Source organism: Pseudomonas sp. A-B-19 (genome assembly GCF_019947515.1).
GTDB lineage: Bacteria > Pseudomonadota > Gammaproteobacteria > Pseudomonadales > Pseudomonadaceae > Aquipseudomonas.
Map to the genome: position 1 here is coordinate 9,639 of NZ_JAGYGN010000016.1, position 16,248 is coordinate 25,886.

A 16,248-nucleotide genomic window follows, 5' to 3' on the forward strand; every position below is an offset into this window, starting at 1 on the left:
AGTTGTTTGGTAGCCAATCTGTGCCATTTGCTCTGCAATTTCAACAAGTCCAAAAGTGACTGATAAGTTCTCCTCAGCGTAGCCCGATTTATTCTCGCCGGGCGGTTCACGAACCCTCGATGGATGTGTTTAGAATGCCCCTGGTCACGATTATCCGGGGTTCGCCAGCGTCGCTTCGAAACTGCGAGAAACTGACCACTAAAACAAGAACGAAGACGGGCAGCAGGACGATGGACGAGTGCCAGTAACACTGACTCGAACCGTGTTCTCCCCGTCATAGCGTGAGGCCGCCGGGATGGCGGCGTCACCGTGGGATGCCATGAATTTCATTCTTTACTCCGACGTCAACGACAGCTCCATCAGCCAGAGTCTCGGCCGTCCCGAGTACAGTTACTACTTCGTGCTCAAGGCCTATCGCCCGGTGCTCGAGAGCCTTGGACGAGTGCATGTGGTGTCCTCCACCGCCGAGGTCGATCCGCTCTACAGACAGTTATTGGCCGCCGGCGAAGACAGCCTGTTCCTGTCGTTCGCCCCGCCGCAGAAAACCCCGAACGACCTTGCGTGCCCGACGATCTGCGTGGTGGCCTGGGAGTTCGATTCGATTCCCGATGAACAATGGGATAACGACCCGCGCCAGGACTGGACGCAAATGCTGGCGCGGCAGGGCCGGGTGATCACGCTCTCCAGTCACACGGCCCGGGCGATTCGTCGGGCCATGGGGGAGGACTTCCCGGTGCTGGTGTTGCCGACGCCGTTGTGGGAAAACTTCGCGGCAATTCGTGAGCAGCACGTCAGTGCGCCGGTCAATGCCGGCGTGACCCTGACCGTCAAAGGCTGCATCTTCGATTCACGCCAGTTGAGCCTGAGCCCCGATAACCTGTTGCCAAAACCACCGACGCCGGAACAGGAAGCCGAACTCGAAGCATCGAGACCGCCGCCGCTGACCCTGAAGCGACGTTACGTCATTGCCCGCCACTACCTGCGTCTGTGGGCGCTGGATCTGGGTCGCGAGCAAGCGGAGCCGGTGCCACGGGTGAAGTTTCTGCACAACTGGTACTGGGAAGGGGTTCGGGATCTGCTGCCGGACAAAGTGCACGACTGGCTCGGCCAGCGACTGCCCGATATCGCCGGCCCGCAGGCGGTACCGGTGGTGGCCGAGCCGCCTCCGCGGGACCTGCCGGACACTTCTTCAGTGGTTGAAACCACCGTCGACGGCGTGGTCTACGTTGCCGTTCTGAACCCCACGGATGGGCGCAAGAACTGGCTTCAGATTCTTACCGCTTTCTGCTGGGCGTTCCGTGATACCCCCGACGCTACGCTGGTGCTGAAAATCACCCAGCGCGATCTGGCAATCTGCTACGGCCATTTGATGACCCCGCTGGCGCAACTGGCACCGTTTGCCTGTCGGGTGGTGATGGTCCACGGTTATCTGGATGATCAGCAATACGCGCAGCTTTACAAGGGCGCCAGTTTCTATGTCAACGCCTCGCACTGCGAAGGCCTGTGTCTGCCGCTGATGGAATTCATGGCCTGCGGCAAACCGGTGATCGCCCCCGATCACACGGCGATGCAAGACTATATCGACGACTCGGTGGCGTTCGTGGTCAAGTCCAGCGAAGAGCTGACCACCTGGCCTCAAGACACCCGCATTCTCTTTCGCACGTTGCGCCATCGGCCGGACTGGGGGTCGCTGAAAAGCGCCTATGAAAACAGCTACCGGATGGCCAGGACCCAGCCGCAGGAGTACCGGCGCATGTCCGCTGCCGCTGTCGAACGCATGCACGATTACTGCGCGACCCCCGCGCTGCAGCAGCGCATGGCCGACTTTTTCGGGCTTGTGCCACAAGCCGGTAATACCGCCCCGGTGACGGATAACGCCTCATGCTGATCATCATCCATTCGGAAACCAACCGGCACACCATTGCCCAGAATCTGGGCCGCTCGGAGTACAGCTATTTCTTCGTGCTCAAGGAATATCGTCCGGTGCTTGAGCGCCTCGGGCGGGTGATCGAAGTGATTGACCCGGAACGTGAAGTCGATGCGCTGTACGCGCAATGCCTGGCCCGTGGCGAGCCCTGCGTGTTCCTGTCGTTCTCGCCACCGCATCGTACGCCTGTGCACCTGGCCTGCCCAACCCTGCCGGTGTTCGCCTGGGAGTTCAGCACCATCCCTGATGAGCCGTTTGCCGGCGAACCGCGCAACGACTGGCGCACAGTGCTCAATGCCTGCGGGGCAGCGATTACCCATTCCGGCTACACGGTCAACTCGGTGTACGAGGCAATGGGCGCCGATTACCCGATTGTCGCGGTACCGGCGCCAGTGTGGGACCGATTTGCGGCTCGCGGTGAACAACTGAGAGGGCAGGCACCGACGGATTCCGTGCGATTGAAGATCAAAGGCCTGGTGGCCGATAGTCGACAGCTCGACTTGAATGCCTTCGCATCCGCGGATGTGGGCAGTAACACGGGGTTCGACTTCCAGGCGCCGGTCATCGAGCAAGAGTTGTTGCTCGAGGGTGTGGTTTACACCTCTGTGTTCAATCCCAGCGACGGACGCAAAAACTGGGAAGACATGATCAGCGCCTTTTGCGCAACGTTCCGTGAGATTGAAGACGCAACACTGGTGCTGAAACTCACCCATCACGATGCTGAAGAGGCGCTCAGCGACATCCTTCATCACTTGTACAAAAACCAGACCTACCGCTGCCGCATTGTGTTGATCTACGGTTACCTCGCAGACGCGGACTACGAGCGGCTGGTACAGGCGACGCGCTATGTGGTCAATACGTCCTACGGCGAAGGCCAGTGCCTGCCTTTGATGGAGTTCATGTCCTGCGGCAAACCGGCGGTGGCGCCATTGACGACGGCGATGATCGACTATCTGAGTGCTGACAACGCGTTCCTGATCGAGTCCACGGACGAACTTACTGCCTGGCCGCACGATCCGCGCGGGGCCTACCGTACGCTGCGTTACGCGACCAACTGGACGTCAGTGTGTACAGCCTATCGGGCGAGTTATGAAGTGACCAAAAACGATCCGCAGCGTTATGCGCAGATGTCGGTGCAGGCCGTGGCCAGCTTGCAAGCGTTTTGCAGCCAGGCCGTGGCTGAACAGCGCTTGCAGAGTTTTTTCGAGCGGCTGTTCGAGCGTCGCGCCGAGTCTGCCATCGAGGCTTCGGGAGCATGATCCGCCGGATACTGAGACGCTTGCTGCCCGCCCCGCAACCCGCACCGGCTCCCGTACCGATACCTGTGCCTGAACCGTTGCCGGCGAACCTTTCGCCCCGGGATGTCGGCCTGCACGACGCTGTGCTGGATGGCTGGTTTCTCAACGAGAGCGGCGAACTGCTCAAGGGCTTTGCCATCACCGAGGACGACACCTTGCTCGATGTCGGTTGTGGCGAAGGCGCAGCGACCTTGTTTGCCGTACGCCAGGGCGCATCGGTGATCTTCACCGACAGCGAGCACGACAAGGTGCGCGACCTCGGCAGGCAAGTAGATGCGCAATCCGCCAAGCCGAATCTGGGGCTGGTCAGCAACAGCTTGCCATTACCGCTGGCCGACGGCTGTGCGAGCAAAGTGGTGTGCATGGAGGTGCTTGAACATATCGAGCAGCCTGAGCCGTTCATGGCCGAACTGGTGCGCATGGGCCGCCCCGGCGCGCTGTATCTGCTCAGCGTGCCGGCGCCGGTTGGCGAGCATTTGCAACAAGGCATTGCCCCCGCCAGTTATTACCAGTCACCCAACCATGTGCAGATTTTCACCGCGCAGCGTTTTGCCGCGCTGGTGGAGGGCGCGGGCCTTGTGATCGAGCATCGTCAGGCCACCGGATTTTTCTGGGTGATGGGCATGATCTTCTTCTGGGCCAGTGAACGCGCCGCCGGGCGGGATCTGAGCGGTGCAGTGCGTGATCGCATCCATGCGCCGTATCCACCGCTGATGGAGAGCTGGGCCCGAACCTGGCAAGACTTGCTGACGCAGCCTGACGGATTGGTGATCAAACAGATGCTTGACCGTTTCATGCCCAAGAGTCAGGTGATCATCGCGCGCAAGCCTCTGACTGATGGAGGTTTGCCATGAGCAGCAAACGAATCATGGATATCGAAGTATTGCGGGCCATCGCGGTGCTTGGCGTACTGTTCCATCACATGCGAGGCAACCTGTTCACTGATCCTGTACCGTTGCTTGAAAAAATCCATGCGTGGGGGCAGCCGTGGTGGGGGGTCGATCTGTTTTTCGCCATTTCCGGCTTCGTGATTGCCCGCAACCTGATCCCGGCGCTGCAAGGCTGCACCACGCGTCAGGAATACTGGGAGCAGACACGCAATTTCTGGCTGCGACGGGTATTTCGCCTGTTGCCATCGGCCTGGTTGTGGCTGGCGCTGACGCTGCTGGTGTGCGTGTTTCTTAACCGCTCCGGCACGTTCGGCACGTTGCACGCTAACCTTCAGGCCACGCTGGCGGGGGTGTTGCAGTACGCCAATTTCCGTTTTGCCGACAGCCTCCTTCATTACGAGTACGGCAGCAGTTTCGTATACTGGAGCCTGTCGCTGGAGGAGCAGTTTTATCTGCTGTTCCCGCTGCTGATTTTCCTATGCCGCAAACATCTGGTGTGGGCGTTGCTGGTACTGGTCGCGGTGCAACTGTTCGCGCCGCGCACGATATTGCTGATGGTGGTTCGTACTGACGCTCTGGGCCTTGGCGTGCTGTTGGCGATGTGGAGTGTGCAGCCGAGTTACAGGCGTTGGCAGCCGATGCTTTTGCACCGGCCCTGGGCTGGGGTGTCGACACTCATCGTTTTCGGATTGCTGTTGAGCTTCATGGCTACCGACCGTTTCACCTCCGCCAATTACCGCGTCGGCTTGATCGCAATACTCAGCGCGGTGCTGGTCTGGATTGCCTCCTATAACCGCGACTACCTGTTGCCCGCCGGTGGATTGCAGCGGCTGATGGCGTGGATTGGCAGCCGTTCCTACGGCATTTATCTGATTCACATTCCGGCCTGGCAACTGGTTCGCGAATTGATTTTCCGTCTGCAGAGCGCCGGCCTGCCGAGTCCGGCCGGGCATCCCGTGCTTACGCTGCTGATCGCCTTCGGGCTGATTGTGCTGCTCAGCGAACTGAATTTCCGTTTCATCGAAATGCCCATGCGCAACCGTGGCGCCACGCTGGTGCAGCGCCTCGGCACATCCCGAACCGCCGTCACATCCTCTGGAGCCACCTCATGCTGAGCCTTTTGAAGAAACTCACGTCGACGACACCTGCTCCGGCCCCGGTGCAAAACAAGGTCGATCCGTACATGCTCGGGCTGCACGACGCGATGCTCAGCGGCTGGTTCAATCAGGAGACCGGCGAACTGTTCACCGGATTCCCGGTGTCGGCTGACGACACCTTGATCGATGTGGGCTGTGGTGACGGTGGCAACGTGCAATTCTGCGGCCGGCGCGGGGCAAAGATCATCGTTGCCGATATCGACGCAGCCAAGGTCGAAGCGACTCGCCAGCGCCTGACCGATACACCGGCCCGCGACGTCGAATGCCACGTCACCGACTGCAACCCGCTGCCGATTGCCGATGCGACCGCCACGCGGGTGGTGTCCACCGAGGTCATCGAGCACGTGGACGATCCGGCCCAGTTCCTCGCGGAACTGGTGCGCGTCGGCAAACCGGGCGCGCTGTACCTGCTGAGCGTCCCGCATCCCAGCTCCGAAGACCTGCAGAAAGATATCGCGGCGGCCGAATACTTCCAGAAGCCCAACCACATTCGCATCATCAGCGAAGAACAGTTCAAGGCCATGGTCAGCGATGCCGGCCTGGAAGTGATCAGCCATAGCCAGTACGGATTCTACTGGTCGATGTGGATGCTGTTGTTCTGGGAAGCCAAGGTCGACTTCAGCAACCCGGACCATCCATTGCTCAACCACTGGGCGGATACCTGGCAGGCGATCCTGGCCTCGCCGCGGGGTGCACAGATCAAGCAGGCGCTGGATGCCGTGGTGGCGAAAAGTCAGGTGATCATTGCGCGTAAAACCTGATCAGCAACGCTCGCCCGGGCGAGGCCTAATGCCAATCAGTCAAGGGATCGACAAGCTCCCTCGCCACGGGTTCAATGTCTCGGCTTAACTGATCGGCATTAACCCTACGGGGTGCTTTTTTTGTGCCAGCGATTTATGCCCCCCCCCCCAATCCCCTGTGGGAGCGAGCTTGCTCGTGATGACGGTGTCACATTCAGTATATGAGCTGACTGATGCACCGCGATCGCGAGCAAGCTCGCTCCCACAGGGGGTGGTGATGTTTTGAAGGGCGAATTCCAGGCACAAAAAAAGCATCCCGCAAGGTGGCTGCACTCATGCTCATGCATGATCCAGCGTTGCAGCCAGGCTTGGCAATCGGGTACTGATGCCCATGAAGCGCCGCACTCGCTCTGCTTTGGCATCGCATCGTATGGTTTCAGGTGCGGCATCCAGTTGGATATTACCGTTCTCCATGAACACGACCCGGTCGGATATCGACATGGCAAAGTCCATTTCGTGGGTCACGATCAGCATGGTCATGCCTTCTTTGGCCAGGTCGCGGATCACGCTCAGCACGTCGTTGACCAGTTCCGGGTCGAGGGCCGAGGTCGGCTCGTCGAACAGCATGATCTGCGGCTCCATCGCCAGGGCTCGAGCGATCGCCACGCGCTGCTGTTGCCCACCGGAGAGCTGGTGCGGGTACTTGTGGGCATGGGCCAGCAGGCCGACCTTGTCCAGTAGCGCATAGGCACGATGTTCACTCAGCTCGCCCGCCTGGCCGTGGTAACGCGGTGCCAGGGTGACGTTGTCGAGAATGGTGCGGTGCGGGAACAGGTTGAAGCTCTGGAACACCATGCCGATGTGCTGCACGCCTTTGCGCAGGCGGGAGCTGTTGGGTTTGTCCGACGCCTCGATGAATTTTTCGCCGAACAACAGAATGTCGCCGGTATCGATGGTTTCCAGGCCGTTGACCGTGCGGATCAGCGAAGTCTTGCCGGAGCCGGATGGCCCGATGATCGAGACCACCTGGCCGCATTCGACATTCAGGTCGATACCCAGCAGCACCTTGTGCGTGCCATAGCTCTTCTGGATGTTCTTGAGTTGCAGGATGGGCGTCGCGTTGCTGCCTGCTACCTTGCGCGCCGTGTCGGGCAACGCTTCGGCGCTGGCCTTGAACCTGGCGATGGTGGCCGCGTCAAGTGTGTGCGGCTTACGCAAGTTCAGGTCCAGGTAGCGCTCCAGGCGCTGCAGGCAATAGCCGAACACGGTGACGATCAACACGTAGTAGACGCCCACCGCGGCCAGGGTTTCCATGACCAGGAAGTTGGTGGCATAGAGGCGTTGGCCGACGGTGAGGATTTCGGTCAGGGAAATGACCGAGACCAGTGAGGTCAGCTTGACCACCGTGATGTATTCATTGATCAGGGTGGGCAGCGAAATACGGAAAGCCTGAGGGATCACGATCAAGCGTTGCATGCCCAGCAGGCCGACACCCAGCGCGCGTCCGGCTTCCTTCTGGCCCTTGGCCACGGAAATCAGGCCGCCACGATGGATTTCCGCCATGTACGCCGCTTCCGTAACCACCAGGGCCAGCAGACCTGCGTAGAAGGGGTTGGACAGAATCGATCCGCTACCGGGAAACAATTGCGGCAGGTTGTAGACGAACACCACCAGCACCAGCAACGGGATGCTGCGAAAGAACCAGATGTAGACCGCTGCGGGAATGCGCACCAAGGGCGATTGGGACAGCTTGGCCGTGGCCAGGACAAAACCCAGCAGCATGCCGATGAACCAGGCCAGGGCACTGAGCTGGACCACCGTGACGCAGGCATTCCAGAAGTCCGGCAGGGAGAACAGGGAGAAGAAATACGACCAATCGAATTGCATGGGGCACCTCGATCTGCCGCCCCGGTGCAGGGGCGGCAGATGACCAGACTACAAGGACAGGTTCTTAGTTGGCAGTCGGTTCTTCCAAGCCATATTTCTTGAGGATTGCGGCGTATTCACCGCTCTTTTTGCTCTCCTCGAAGGCCTTTTGCACGGCCTGGTAGGTTTCGTCGTTACCCTTCTTGACGAAGATGCCCAGGGTTTGCTGATAGATCGGGTGTTCGGTGGTGATCACGACCCGGCCATTGGTCTTTTCCGCGATCATTTTTGCCGCGCCAGCGATTTCGACCTGGGCCTGAATGTTTTTGGACAGCAGGGCCTGGGTCACTTCGGGTGCCGAGGGGTACTCGCTGACGGTGATCGCACCTTTGTTGTTCGGCACACAATATTCATCCGACAGCTTCCTGAATTCCTTGACCCAGGTCGTGCCCTGTTCCAGGCCCAGTTTCAAGCCGCACAGGTCTTCAGGCTTCTTCGCATTGATCTCGCTGCCCTTGGGCACCATGACCGCGGCGCCGGTGTTGGCATAGGCAATGGTCTGGGCCTGGGTCTGGCGCTCCGGTGTGATGTACATGCCGGAGATGATTGCATCGTACTTGCCGGAGTTCAGCCCCAGGATCAGGCTCGGGAACTTGGTGTCGACGAACTCCACCCTGGCGTTCATCTGCCTGGCCAGAGCCGTTGCCAGCTCGGGGTCCGAACCCACCACATTCTTGTCCTTGTCGTAGGATTCGAAAGGAGGGTAGGTGATTTCCATGCCGACCTTGAGCGTGTCTGCCGCGGCCATGCTCACCGAGGCACCGAACATGCCGGCTGCCAATACAGCCAGGTTCAAAAGGTTTTTCTTGTTGATTTTCATTATTTACTGACTCCGGCGTAGGTAGGGGGTAGCTGAAAATTTCAATCAGGACGGTTGCGCCTGATTTTTCAAATGTCCGAAACTGGCGGGCTTGCGTGCCTTGCCTGGCAGTTGAACTTCCCCGTTGGCCACCCTCTGGCGCAGATACCGGTAGGTCTGCAACGCCTGGCCATACATGTGTTCGCCGATGGTGATTTCTTCGTAGCCGCTGTCTGCCTGGGCGAACCCGGGCAGCGGTCTGATCTGGGTGTGATAGTCGCAGGCATAAAACAGCGGAAAGGAATAACGCTCCTCCTTCACGCTGCGTACCCGGTGCGCAGTGGCAACGAAAGCGCCTGCCGTCATCACTTCCAGCATGTCGCCGATGTTCACGACAAAGGCATCGGCCATCGGTGGTGCATCGATCCATCGGCCAAGATTGTTCATCACCTCAAGGCCCGGTTTGTCGGCCAAAAGGATGGTGAAGCACTCGTAATCGGTATGGGCGCCAAGACCCGGTGCATCATGGGCGGCACCGTCGAAGGGGTAGTGAATCAGGCGCAGCTTGGATGGTGGGCGGGTGACCAGGCTGTCGAAATAGTTTTCTTCCAGGCCCAGGGTCAGGGCGAAGCCGCCGAACAGGCGCCGGCCCAAGGCGAAGATGGCTGCATAGTAGGCCTGTACCGACGCCTTGAATCCTTGCAACTGCGGCCAGTCGTTGGGCCCCAGCAACGGGGTGTTGGCCAGCACCAACGGGTCATCGGCCGGGACTTCGAAGCCGACGTCGAAGGCTTCCTTGTGGTCCGGCTTGCCTTTGGAATAGACCTCTTCGCCTTCGGGTACAAAGCCCTTGTGGGTTTGCGAGGTGCCGATGTAGTGACGCATCTTGGTGTCCAGGGGCTGGTCGAAAAAGTCCTTGGCAGCCTGGCGCAGGTTGGCGATCAGTTGCGGGTCGATGCCGTGATCGGTGATATAGAGGAACCCGACCTCGCTGGCGGCGCGCCCCAATTGTTCGGCCACGGCCAGGCGGTGTTCCAGTTCAACGCTGAACAGACCGGCGATGTTGACCACCGGAATGCTGTTGAAGTTGGCTTTGTGTGTGTCAGTGCTGGCGCTGCTGTTTTTATTGTCAGGCATGACGCATCGGCTCCCTAAGGATGGCTTGAGTGGCTGAAACGCTCGAAGTGTTCGCGCTCGGTCTGGCCCATCCACACGTTCAATGACCACAGGTCGGCGACCGGGACATTGGTGAAGGGCAAATGATGCAGGTAGCCGTCGGCGCCGAATTCCGGGGTCAGGGTGCTGACCTGGTAACCGCGGGCTTGCTGCGAGCGCCAGATGCTTTCCCAGTGCTGCTGATGGAACGCCAGTTCTTTTGCATATTCGGGCGCCGCCGGGTGCGGAACCTGCGGGCCCTGGTCATAACCGACCCTGGCCTGGACATGGTGCACCCGCTCGATGAAAGCGCTCAGGTCATCGGCCGGGTCATTCAACAGGCGCTCGCAGGTCACGACCCAGTGGCTGATGTCACTGGTGAACAACAAGTCGGGCAATTGCCGGATCAACTCCAGGGTCACCCAAGGGTTGAACAGCGAACGCGAGCGGTGGGTTTCAAAGCTGCAGACCTGGCCGTGCTTGCGCGCCAGATCCAGCGCCTGGCCGAAAAACTCCACTTGCTGTGGCAAGGACCAGCGGTCATTACCTGCCAGCACGTTGACGAAGCGTGGGCCGAGTTCGGCGGCCCAGGCGAGTTTCTGGTTGAGGTCATCAAGGTGGACGGCAGGGGACGCCGACTGGTCCGGCAGCACGTCGTACGCGGTGAAGACGGTGCTGATGTAACCCAGGCGATTGGCCTGGAGAAAGGCGCCAAATCCGGCCCGTTCACGGGCGTCCAGTGGCAGGCGTGCTTCCATGCCATCAAAGCCCGCGTGCAGCAACTCCTCGAGCACCTGAGCCTTGCTGGCGGTGTAGCCCCACAGCGTGCGGAAAATTTCCAGCTTCATCGGTGATCCTCAAAAATCCCAGGGCCTGCTGCAAAAGCACTTCGACGGCGCCAGGCTGCCAGGCGCCTGGTTCGCTGTGGAGTCGATGTTAGGCACAGGCCGCGCGGTGAAAGAATCTGAAAGTTCAAATGAATACTTCAGACTTTCACTAACAAATAGCTAGCTATTTATCTCGCTTGCCAGGAGGGATTTTATCGGCGAGAACGTGTCTACGTTGGTTATTGGCGAGGGGTGATGTTGTTACGACATCATTTTGAAGATTTCCAAGCGATACCGGGCCGCTGAGGGGATGCTTTTGGCCGGTCGGTGCCTGTCGCGAAGGGCCGCGTGCGACCCTAAGCGGTCTTCCATCGATGACTGCTTTCGGCAACAGCGACCATTCAAGTACCAATGTCTGAGTAAGTACATTGGGGTCGATTCGCGAACAGCTTTCTTTCTGAGCTACGGCAATATCTGTCCTCGTCAATCTGCCAGTAACGATGTATGCAGAGCATCGGTACTGGCTTCGGCGCTACTTGACCTCCTCAACCTCGTAATTCACATAGCCGAACTCGTTGCTGCGAGCCGCCATGTATTTGCCGTTTTGCTCGAATACTGTGGCCTCGAAGGGGGTGCCACTGAGTGTTGTCACTAGATGTCCGTCCTTGATTTCATATTTGGCCGGCACGCCAAACTGGCCGTCATGCAACATATTCAGGTATTCCCCTTGCGCAGGCGGCTTGCCATTGACGCTGGTGACCAGGCGTTGGCCTTCTGTGCCATAGACGATCTCGAACGTCTGACCGGTGACGGTATTGCGCACCTTGATGGTTTTACCCACCACGTAGGCTTGCAACTGCTCGTCAGTGAGCGCTTTGGCGCCTTCGTTTTTTAGCTGGTCGATGGTTTTGCCAGCAGCGACAAGCTTGCTGTCCTCAACTGTTGGCGTGTACCAGATCGGCGAAGTCCATGCACGTTCCTGGACGGTGGCCGAGACATCGGCCGGCGGCGGCACTTGTAACTTGGCCGCGTCATAGGTGCTCCAGCGCGGGGTTGGAATCTGTAGCACGCGGGCGTAGTAGAACGCGTGCAGGGCCGGATCGAAATCCGGATCGACCCAAACTTTTTTCAGCTCGGTGGCACCAATCGTATTGGTGTAGGTCGCCTTGGAAACATCGACCGTGGAGCCCACCGGCGGGATTTTGCCGGTGGCCTGGTCCAGTTGGCGATCACCAGACCAGGCGACGTCGTAGACCTTCTCGAAGGTCTGGCCGTTTTTGGTCCAGCCCTTGATGATCTGGATTCGGTCGAGGTTGCCATCGTCGACATCCTTGACCGCCCACACCACGAAGGACGGAGCCTCTTTGCCCTGTTTTGCCGGCAAGTCGCCGCCCATGGGAACGCCCTTGGCGTAGGCAGCATGCACCCAGTCCTTTTCACTCCACAAACCGCTATCGAAGCCCCAGCCACCAAACATGCGCACGGGAATGCGTACGCCGCTGGTGCCATAGACTTCTTTGCGCTTCATGGCATCGAAGATCGATTCACGGGTGTTCTCTTCGGCCCAGACACCCGCCAGACCGGAGGTGCTGGTTTGCAAGGCAGTCAACCCTGAGTTCTGTTTGTCGGAAAGACGCGCCGCCGGGGTGCTGTCGGTAAAGCCGTGGGAGCCGAAGTTGTAGCTCTGGGAATAAGGAATCACCCCATTGTGCGAGTCGCTGGCGCCGACAATGCCCATTTTGTAAGGGTTGTATCCACGAGCTTGCTGCAAAGCCATGCCGTTTTGCCAGGCTTGCCTTACGTAACTGCCATTGATTTTCGATGTGCTGTTGTCGATGCCGAGCAGGAAACTCATGACTTCATAATTGGCAAATTCGTCTGTCGGTGACAGTTCGGGATGGGTTTCCGAGGTGCCCTTTACCTGGTGAATTTCGGTGAGGGATTCATTGCGCATCCGCGTCTCGGCCCAGGCGGCATCGATGGGGCGGCCACGGTCATCCACGTCCACCGGAAACATCAGGCCGTTGCTGAGGTTGGCATTGTGAGAGATTGCCAGCACCTCGTTGCCTTTTTTGCGTTGGTCGTCCATCCAGCCCCACAAATCCTCCGGTTTGTCCGAATCGAGGGCCGTGAAGGGCATGTCCGGCACCTTCTTCGAGTCGCGGAAAAACACATTGCGGTGCATGTTTTGATTGTTGGGGGCTGAGGTCCATTCATAGGCGACAAACGTGGTGAACTTGCCGGGCTTGTAGTACTTGTCGGCGATGGCGATGTTCTGCTGCCAGATATTGCCGGCAACCTTCGGATCAATCAGCTCCTTGATCGGGTGGCTCAAACTGCCGGCGATCCATTTGAACACCCGATTGAAATCTTCCGGGGTTTTGACAATCAGCTTTTGCGCGATGGGCAGCTTGCTGAAGTCTGACTTCGGATCGTTGGCCAGGGCGATCACGCCCACGTATTCCGAATGGTCGGTCACGCCATGGAAATCCAGCGGGCGCCCCTTGAGTTGCACTTCAAACCCCATTGGATGCTTGATCGGCATCCCAAGTGAGTATTGGTACGTCTGCTCGGGATCGACCTGGTGGTTGCCGATCAGGTAGGCATCAATCGACCAGGAGCTATGCGAGTGCGTCTGGCCAAAGTAAACCTCGCGATCCGGGTTGCCCTCTGCCAATGCCAGCGTGCTGACGGTTAACACGGCGTAACCGAGCAGTGTTGGCGCGGTGAAGTGTGTAGGGTTTTTCATATTCCACGTCTCCGGAATACGGCAATGACAGGGTGCAACTCAGGACAAGAAACTCGAGACTCTTTGGAAAAACCAGAAGGCAGCCAGCGTACCCAACCCGTAAGAAGCAATCGGTCGGGCATACAGGACTGCAGGCCGTGGCAGTCGACAACGCAGCAGCAGTGCGCGCAGGCTCAACGCGACGGCGATGAACATCAGTTGGCCGATCTCGACGCCGACATTGAAGGTGAACAGCGCCAGCGGCAGATCGCGCTGCGGCAAACCGATTTGCGCCAGCGCACCGGCAAAACCGAAGCCATGCAACAAGCCAAAACAGAACGCCACCACCCATGGCCACTGGAGGGTGAAACTGGTTTCGTCACGGTTCTTGCGGGCGATTTCCACTGCCAACAACAGAATGCTCAGCGCAATCGTCGCTTCCACAGGAGGGCTGGGCAGCCGCACCGCACCCAGTGTAGCGAGTGCCAGGGTGATGGAATGGGCGAGGGTGAATGCGGTGATAGTCTTCACCAGCATCCAGCCATTACCCACCAGCAGCAGGAGACCGAAGACGAACAGCAGGTGATCGACCCCCCCCAGAATGTGTTGTATGCCATGAAACAGAAATGCACCGGCCACCGAGAACGCTCCCGGCGTGGCCGCGATCTCTATCCAGGGTTGCGCAGGGTGGACGAGGGTGGTCGTCAGGCTACCGTCCAGGCGCGAGACACGCACCAGTACATCGGTGATGCTCGCTTGCAGGCCGATGAATTCAATACGTTGCCCGACCAGTCCTGCCGGACCGGCATCAATGACGCGACGCTCGATCAGTGAATCATTCAGTTCGCTTTCCACGGGCTCAACGACAGTGCGCACACCTACGGCAAAACGGAGCGCAATTGGCAATCGCATGCCTGAAAGCACCGGCGTGCGCCACAGTACGTCATAGCGCCCGGCGGCCGTTTCGTTGAGTTCCAGGTAAGCGGGGCGCGACTCATGGGCCATGGCCGTCAGTCCCATGAGCCAGAGCACCAACAGCAGCCATACTGCGCGTTTCATCGCGGCCGCTGCGTCTGTGTGGCGGCAATCGCACCGGAGGAAGCAGGCATCATCACTACGACCTCATAGCGTGCTTTGAGCGCATCGAAACTCGCGCGTTTCGATGCGCTGCGTTGTTCGGACAACCAATCGGACTTGACCTGCTGGGCTACGGTTTCGAAGGACGGAGGAGGTGATTTGGCCAGCGCATCAATCCATACCAGATGCCAGCCAAAACCTGACTCTACAGGCCCCACCCAGCCCCCCGGCGTTTGCTTGAACAATGAAATGGCGAACGTTGAACCAAAGACCCGCGCCACCTGATCCCGGGATTGTTCTGTATAGGCGTTTTTAAACATGAAGGCATCGCCTTCACCACTGCTCTTGTCAGACAGCCCACTGAGTGCGGACTGAGCCTGCGCTTGCGCATCCGCACCACGTTTGTCGAAGGCGAAAAACAAATGATGGAAGGTCAAAAGTGGCGGCGGGGCATATTGGTCCTGATGCTGGTTATACCAGGCCTCAAGTACACCGGGTGCCGGTTCGCGAAGTGACGCTACATCCTCGGCGAGGAAGTCCATTTTTTGCGCCAGTCGGCGGCGAATAATAGTGTCGTCTTTATCCAGGCCAAGTTTCAGTGCTTCGCGATAGAGGATTTCCTCTTTTACATATTCCTCAATCAGGCCCTGCAACTGTTGCTCCGATGCGGGTCGCTGCCATCGCGCCAGCCAGGAAATCGCGATTCGCTGAACAACTTCAGGGGTGATTTCGATGCGTTGCGGATTTTGATCAAGGGTTGAATGCTGTAAGTCTCCGTACAACACAAAGAGTGCAAAGCCGGCGATCAGAAAGTGCAATAGCGGCTGGCGGAGGCATCGCTTGATTAACGAAAATCGAGATTCATTCGCTTCGCAGACGCTGAAGTTCATGACTTATTGCCCCACGCCATACTGCGAATGGTTTTCGCAGCAGGGTGGAGTATTGCTGCTGTATCGGAACTTTCCACCAAGGCTAATCACGATAAGCACTAAGGCTTAGTACCAATCGGATTAACCAATTCCCCAGGGCCGTCCAGTCTTGCACCTATACAGCCCGGGACGGAGCACCCCTTTAATGAAAGGACTGCTTGTTTTCGCCGCGATCATCGAGGCAGCCACTGGCGTGGCGCTGATACTTGTCCCGTCGCTGGTCGGGCAACTTCTGCTTGGCATCGAACTGACGGGCGTCATCGTCCCTGTGGCCGGCATCGTCCTCATCGCATTGGTCATCGCCTGCTGGCCCGGACCAGCAATGCGCGGGATGTCGCGTTGCGCGAAGACTTGAACAAAGCCCTGGCAACCATGCTCGCCAACGGTACTTGCGCGCGGATCAGCGACAAGTACTTCTATTTTGACGTCTATGGCGCCCAGTAACGCGTCGCCGCTGCCTTGAACCGGGCGGTGATCCGCGAAGGGTTTGCCGTGCCCGGCGAGCGGATACGCAGCCTTGGGTTGCCGTGCCTGATCGTTCAGGAGAGCGGGTATCACCTGGAGAGTCTGGAGGATAATGCGCGAGCGTTTTTGTGAATGCCGAGGTGTGGAAGCTCTGAGTTATCCGCTGTCCGGGATACCGCCATCGCTGGCAAGCCAGCTCCTACAGGTTCAGCGATGACAGCAAAATAACCTTCAACGCGATCAACTGTAGGAGCTGGCTTGCCAGCGATGAACGATAACCCGGTCCACCTGACGGAACACAAGCGCCCTACGGCACTTGCCATAGCCCTT

The 16,248-nt window shown here is 58.8% G+C and carries 13 protein-coding genes and 2 pseudogenes; 8 read left to right on the forward strand and 7 right to left on the reverse strand.

The features are described from left to right. Nucleotides 1-319 precede the first annotated feature (319 nt). Genes KGA81_RS18120 through KGA81_RS18140 form a run of 5 tightly spaced genes read left to right on the forward strand, consistent with a single transcriptional unit; the run spans nucleotide 320 to nucleotide 6,033 of the window. The gene (locus KGA81_RS18120) at nucleotides 320-1,888 is read left to right on the forward strand and encodes a glycosyltransferase (RefSeq protein ID WP_223547532.1); all 1,569 of its coding nucleotides are present in this window, start codon (nucleotides 320-322) and stop codon (nucleotides 1,886-1,888) included. Continuing rightward, nucleotides 1,882-3,186, forward strand: coding sequence for a glycosyltransferase (locus KGA81_RS18125; protein WP_223547533.1), 1,305 nt, complete (start codon nucleotides 1,882-1,884; stop codon nucleotides 3,184-3,186). The genes KGA81_RS18120 and KGA81_RS18125 overlap by 7 nt, the downstream gene beginning before the upstream one ends. Continuing rightward, nucleotides 3,183-4,079: a class I SAM-dependent methyltransferase gene (locus tag KGA81_RS18130; protein ID WP_223547534.1), complete on the forward strand. Its 897-nt coding sequence runs from the start codon at nucleotides 3,183-3,185 to the stop codon at nucleotides 4,077-4,079. Before KGA81_RS18125 ends, KGA81_RS18130 begins: the two co-directional genes overlap by 4 nt. Further along, the gene (locus tag KGA81_RS18135) at nucleotides 4,076-5,230 is read left to right on the forward strand and encodes an acyltransferase family protein (RefSeq protein WP_223547535.1); all 1,155 of its coding nucleotides are present in this window, start codon (nucleotides 4,076-4,078) and stop codon (nucleotides 5,228-5,230) included. Before KGA81_RS18130 ends, KGA81_RS18135 begins: the two co-directional genes overlap by 4 nt. Further along, complete coding sequence (locus tag KGA81_RS18140) at nucleotides 5,224-6,033, forward strand: class I SAM-dependent methyltransferase (RefSeq protein ID WP_223547536.1); 810 nt, start codon at nucleotides 5,224-5,226, stop codon at nucleotides 6,031-6,033. The genes KGA81_RS18135 and KGA81_RS18140 overlap by 7 nt, the downstream gene beginning before the upstream one ends. Nucleotides 6,034-6,351: 318 nt before the next feature. Here the strand turns inward: KGA81_RS18140 and KGA81_RS18145 are convergent, their stop codons facing one another. From KGA81_RS18145 to KGA81_RS18175, 7 genes are all read right to left on the reverse strand, one after another. Then, nucleotides 6,352-7,899 (reverse strand): amino acid ABC transporter permease/ATP-binding protein, encoded by a 1,548-nt coding sequence (locus tag KGA81_RS18145; RefSeq protein WP_223547537.1) that lies wholly within the window; start codon nucleotides 7,897-7,899, stop codon nucleotides 6,352-6,354. Nucleotides 7,900-7,963: 64 nt separating this feature from the next. Then, a complete protein-coding gene (locus KGA81_RS18150; RefSeq protein WP_223547538.1) occupies nucleotides 7,964-8,758 on the reverse strand; it encodes an ABC transporter substrate-binding protein in 795 nt (264 codons plus the stop codon). 45 nt (nucleotides 8,759-8,803) lie between these two features. After that, on the reverse strand, nucleotides 8,804-9,874 hold the full coding sequence (locus tag KGA81_RS18155; protein WP_223547539.1) for an isopenicillin N synthase family dioxygenase: 1,071 nt from the start codon (nucleotides 9,872-9,874) through the stop codon (nucleotides 8,804-8,806). Nucleotides 9,875-9,888: 14 nt separating this feature from the next. After that, nucleotides 9,889-10,740, reverse strand: a complete 852-nt coding sequence (locus KGA81_RS18160) for a sugar phosphate isomerase/epimerase family protein (protein ID WP_223547540.1) — start codon at nucleotides 10,738-10,740, stop codon at nucleotides 9,889-9,891. Between the two features lie 511 nt (nucleotides 10,741-11,251). Next, nucleotides 11,252-13,468, reverse strand: coding sequence for a DUF3604 domain-containing protein (locus KGA81_RS18165; RefSeq protein WP_223547541.1), 2,217 nt, complete (start codon nucleotides 13,466-13,468; stop codon nucleotides 11,252-11,254). A gap of 39 nt (nucleotides 13,469-13,507) precedes the next feature. After that, nucleotides 13,508-14,506, reverse strand: a complete 999-nt coding sequence (locus KGA81_RS18170; protein WP_223547542.1) for a HupE/UreJ family protein — start codon at nucleotides 14,504-14,506, stop codon at nucleotides 13,508-13,510. Then, entirely contained in the window at nucleotides 14,503-15,414 is a 912-nt protein-coding gene (locus tag KGA81_RS18175) for a peptidyl-prolyl cis-trans isomerase (RefSeq protein WP_223547543.1), read from the reverse strand. The genes KGA81_RS18170 and KGA81_RS18175 overlap by 4 nt, the downstream gene beginning before the upstream one ends. A 184-nt stretch (nucleotides 15,415-15,598) precedes the next feature. Here KGA81_RS18175 and KGA81_RS18180 point away from each other — a divergent pair, with 184 nt between their 5' ends. The 3 genes and pseudogenes from KGA81_RS18180 to KGA81_RS30090 all read left to right on the forward strand — a co-directional run. Then, nucleotides 15,599-15,808, forward strand: coding sequence for a hypothetical protein (locus KGA81_RS18180; RefSeq protein WP_223547544.1), 210 nt, complete (start codon nucleotides 15,599-15,601; stop codon nucleotides 15,806-15,808). Then, nucleotides 15,784-15,897: pseudogene (locus KGA81_RS18185) on the forward strand (ABC transporter substrate-binding protein); the annotation flags it as partial. The gene KGA81_RS18180 and the pseudogene KGA81_RS18185, both read left to right, overlap by 25 nt. A gap of 24 nt (nucleotides 15,898-15,921) precedes the next feature. Further along, nucleotides 15,922-16,073: pseudogene (locus KGA81_RS30090) on the forward strand (histone deacetylase family protein); the annotation flags it as partial. Nucleotides 16,074-16,248: the final 175 nt, after the last annotated feature.

What these genes read in the sequence shown, in the direction of transcription:
- KGA81_RS18140 (WP_223547536.1), top strand. Translation starts at nt 5,224, where the DNA reads ATGCTGAGCCTTTTGAAGAAACTCACGTCGACGACACCTGCTCCGGCC.
- KGA81_RS18180 (WP_223547544.1), top strand. Translation starts at nt 15,599, where the DNA reads ATGAAAGGACTGCTTGTTTTCGCCGCGATCATCGAGGCAGCCACTGGC.
- KGA81_RS18145 (WP_223547537.1), bottom strand. Translation starts at nt 7,899, where the DNA reads ATGCAATTCGATTGGTCGTATTTCTTCTCCCTGTTCTCCCTGCCGGAC.
- KGA81_RS18160 (WP_223547540.1), bottom strand. Translation starts at nt 10,740, where the DNA reads ATGAAGCTGGAAATTTTCCGCACGCTGTGGGGCTACACCGCCAGCAAG.
- KGA81_RS18165 (WP_223547541.1), bottom strand. Translation starts at nt 13,468, where the DNA reads ATGAAAAACCCTACACACTTCACCGCGCCAACACTGCTCGGTTACGCC.
- KGA81_RS18155 (WP_223547539.1), bottom strand. Translation starts at nt 9,874, where the DNA reads ATGCCTGACAATAAAAACAGCAGCGCCAGCACTGACACACACAAAGCC.
- KGA81_RS18130 (WP_223547534.1), top strand. Translation starts at nt 3,183, where the DNA reads ATGATCCGCCGGATACTGAGACGCTTGCTGCCCGCCCCGCAACCCGCA.
- KGA81_RS18150 (WP_223547538.1), bottom strand. Translation starts at nt 8,758, where the DNA reads ATGAAAATCAACAAGAAAAACCTTTTGAACCTGGCTGTATTGGCAGCC.
- KGA81_RS18175 (WP_223547543.1), bottom strand. Translation starts at nt 15,414, where the DNA reads ATGAACTTCAGCGTCTGCGAAGCGAATGAATCTCGATTTTCGTTAATC.
- KGA81_RS18135 (WP_223547535.1), top strand. Translation starts at nt 4,076, where the DNA reads ATGAGCAGCAAACGAATCATGGATATCGAAGTATTGCGGGCCATCGCG.
- KGA81_RS18120 (WP_223547532.1), top strand. Translation starts at nt 320, where the DNA reads ATGAATTTCATTCTTTACTCCGACGTCAACGACAGCTCCATCAGCCAG.
- KGA81_RS18125 (WP_223547533.1), top strand. Translation starts at nt 1,882, where the DNA reads ATGCTGATCATCATCCATTCGGAAACCAACCGGCACACCATTGCCCAG.
- KGA81_RS18170 (WP_223547542.1), bottom strand. Translation starts at nt 14,506, where the DNA reads ATGAAACGCGCAGTATGGCTGCTGTTGGTGCTCTGGCTCATGGGACTG.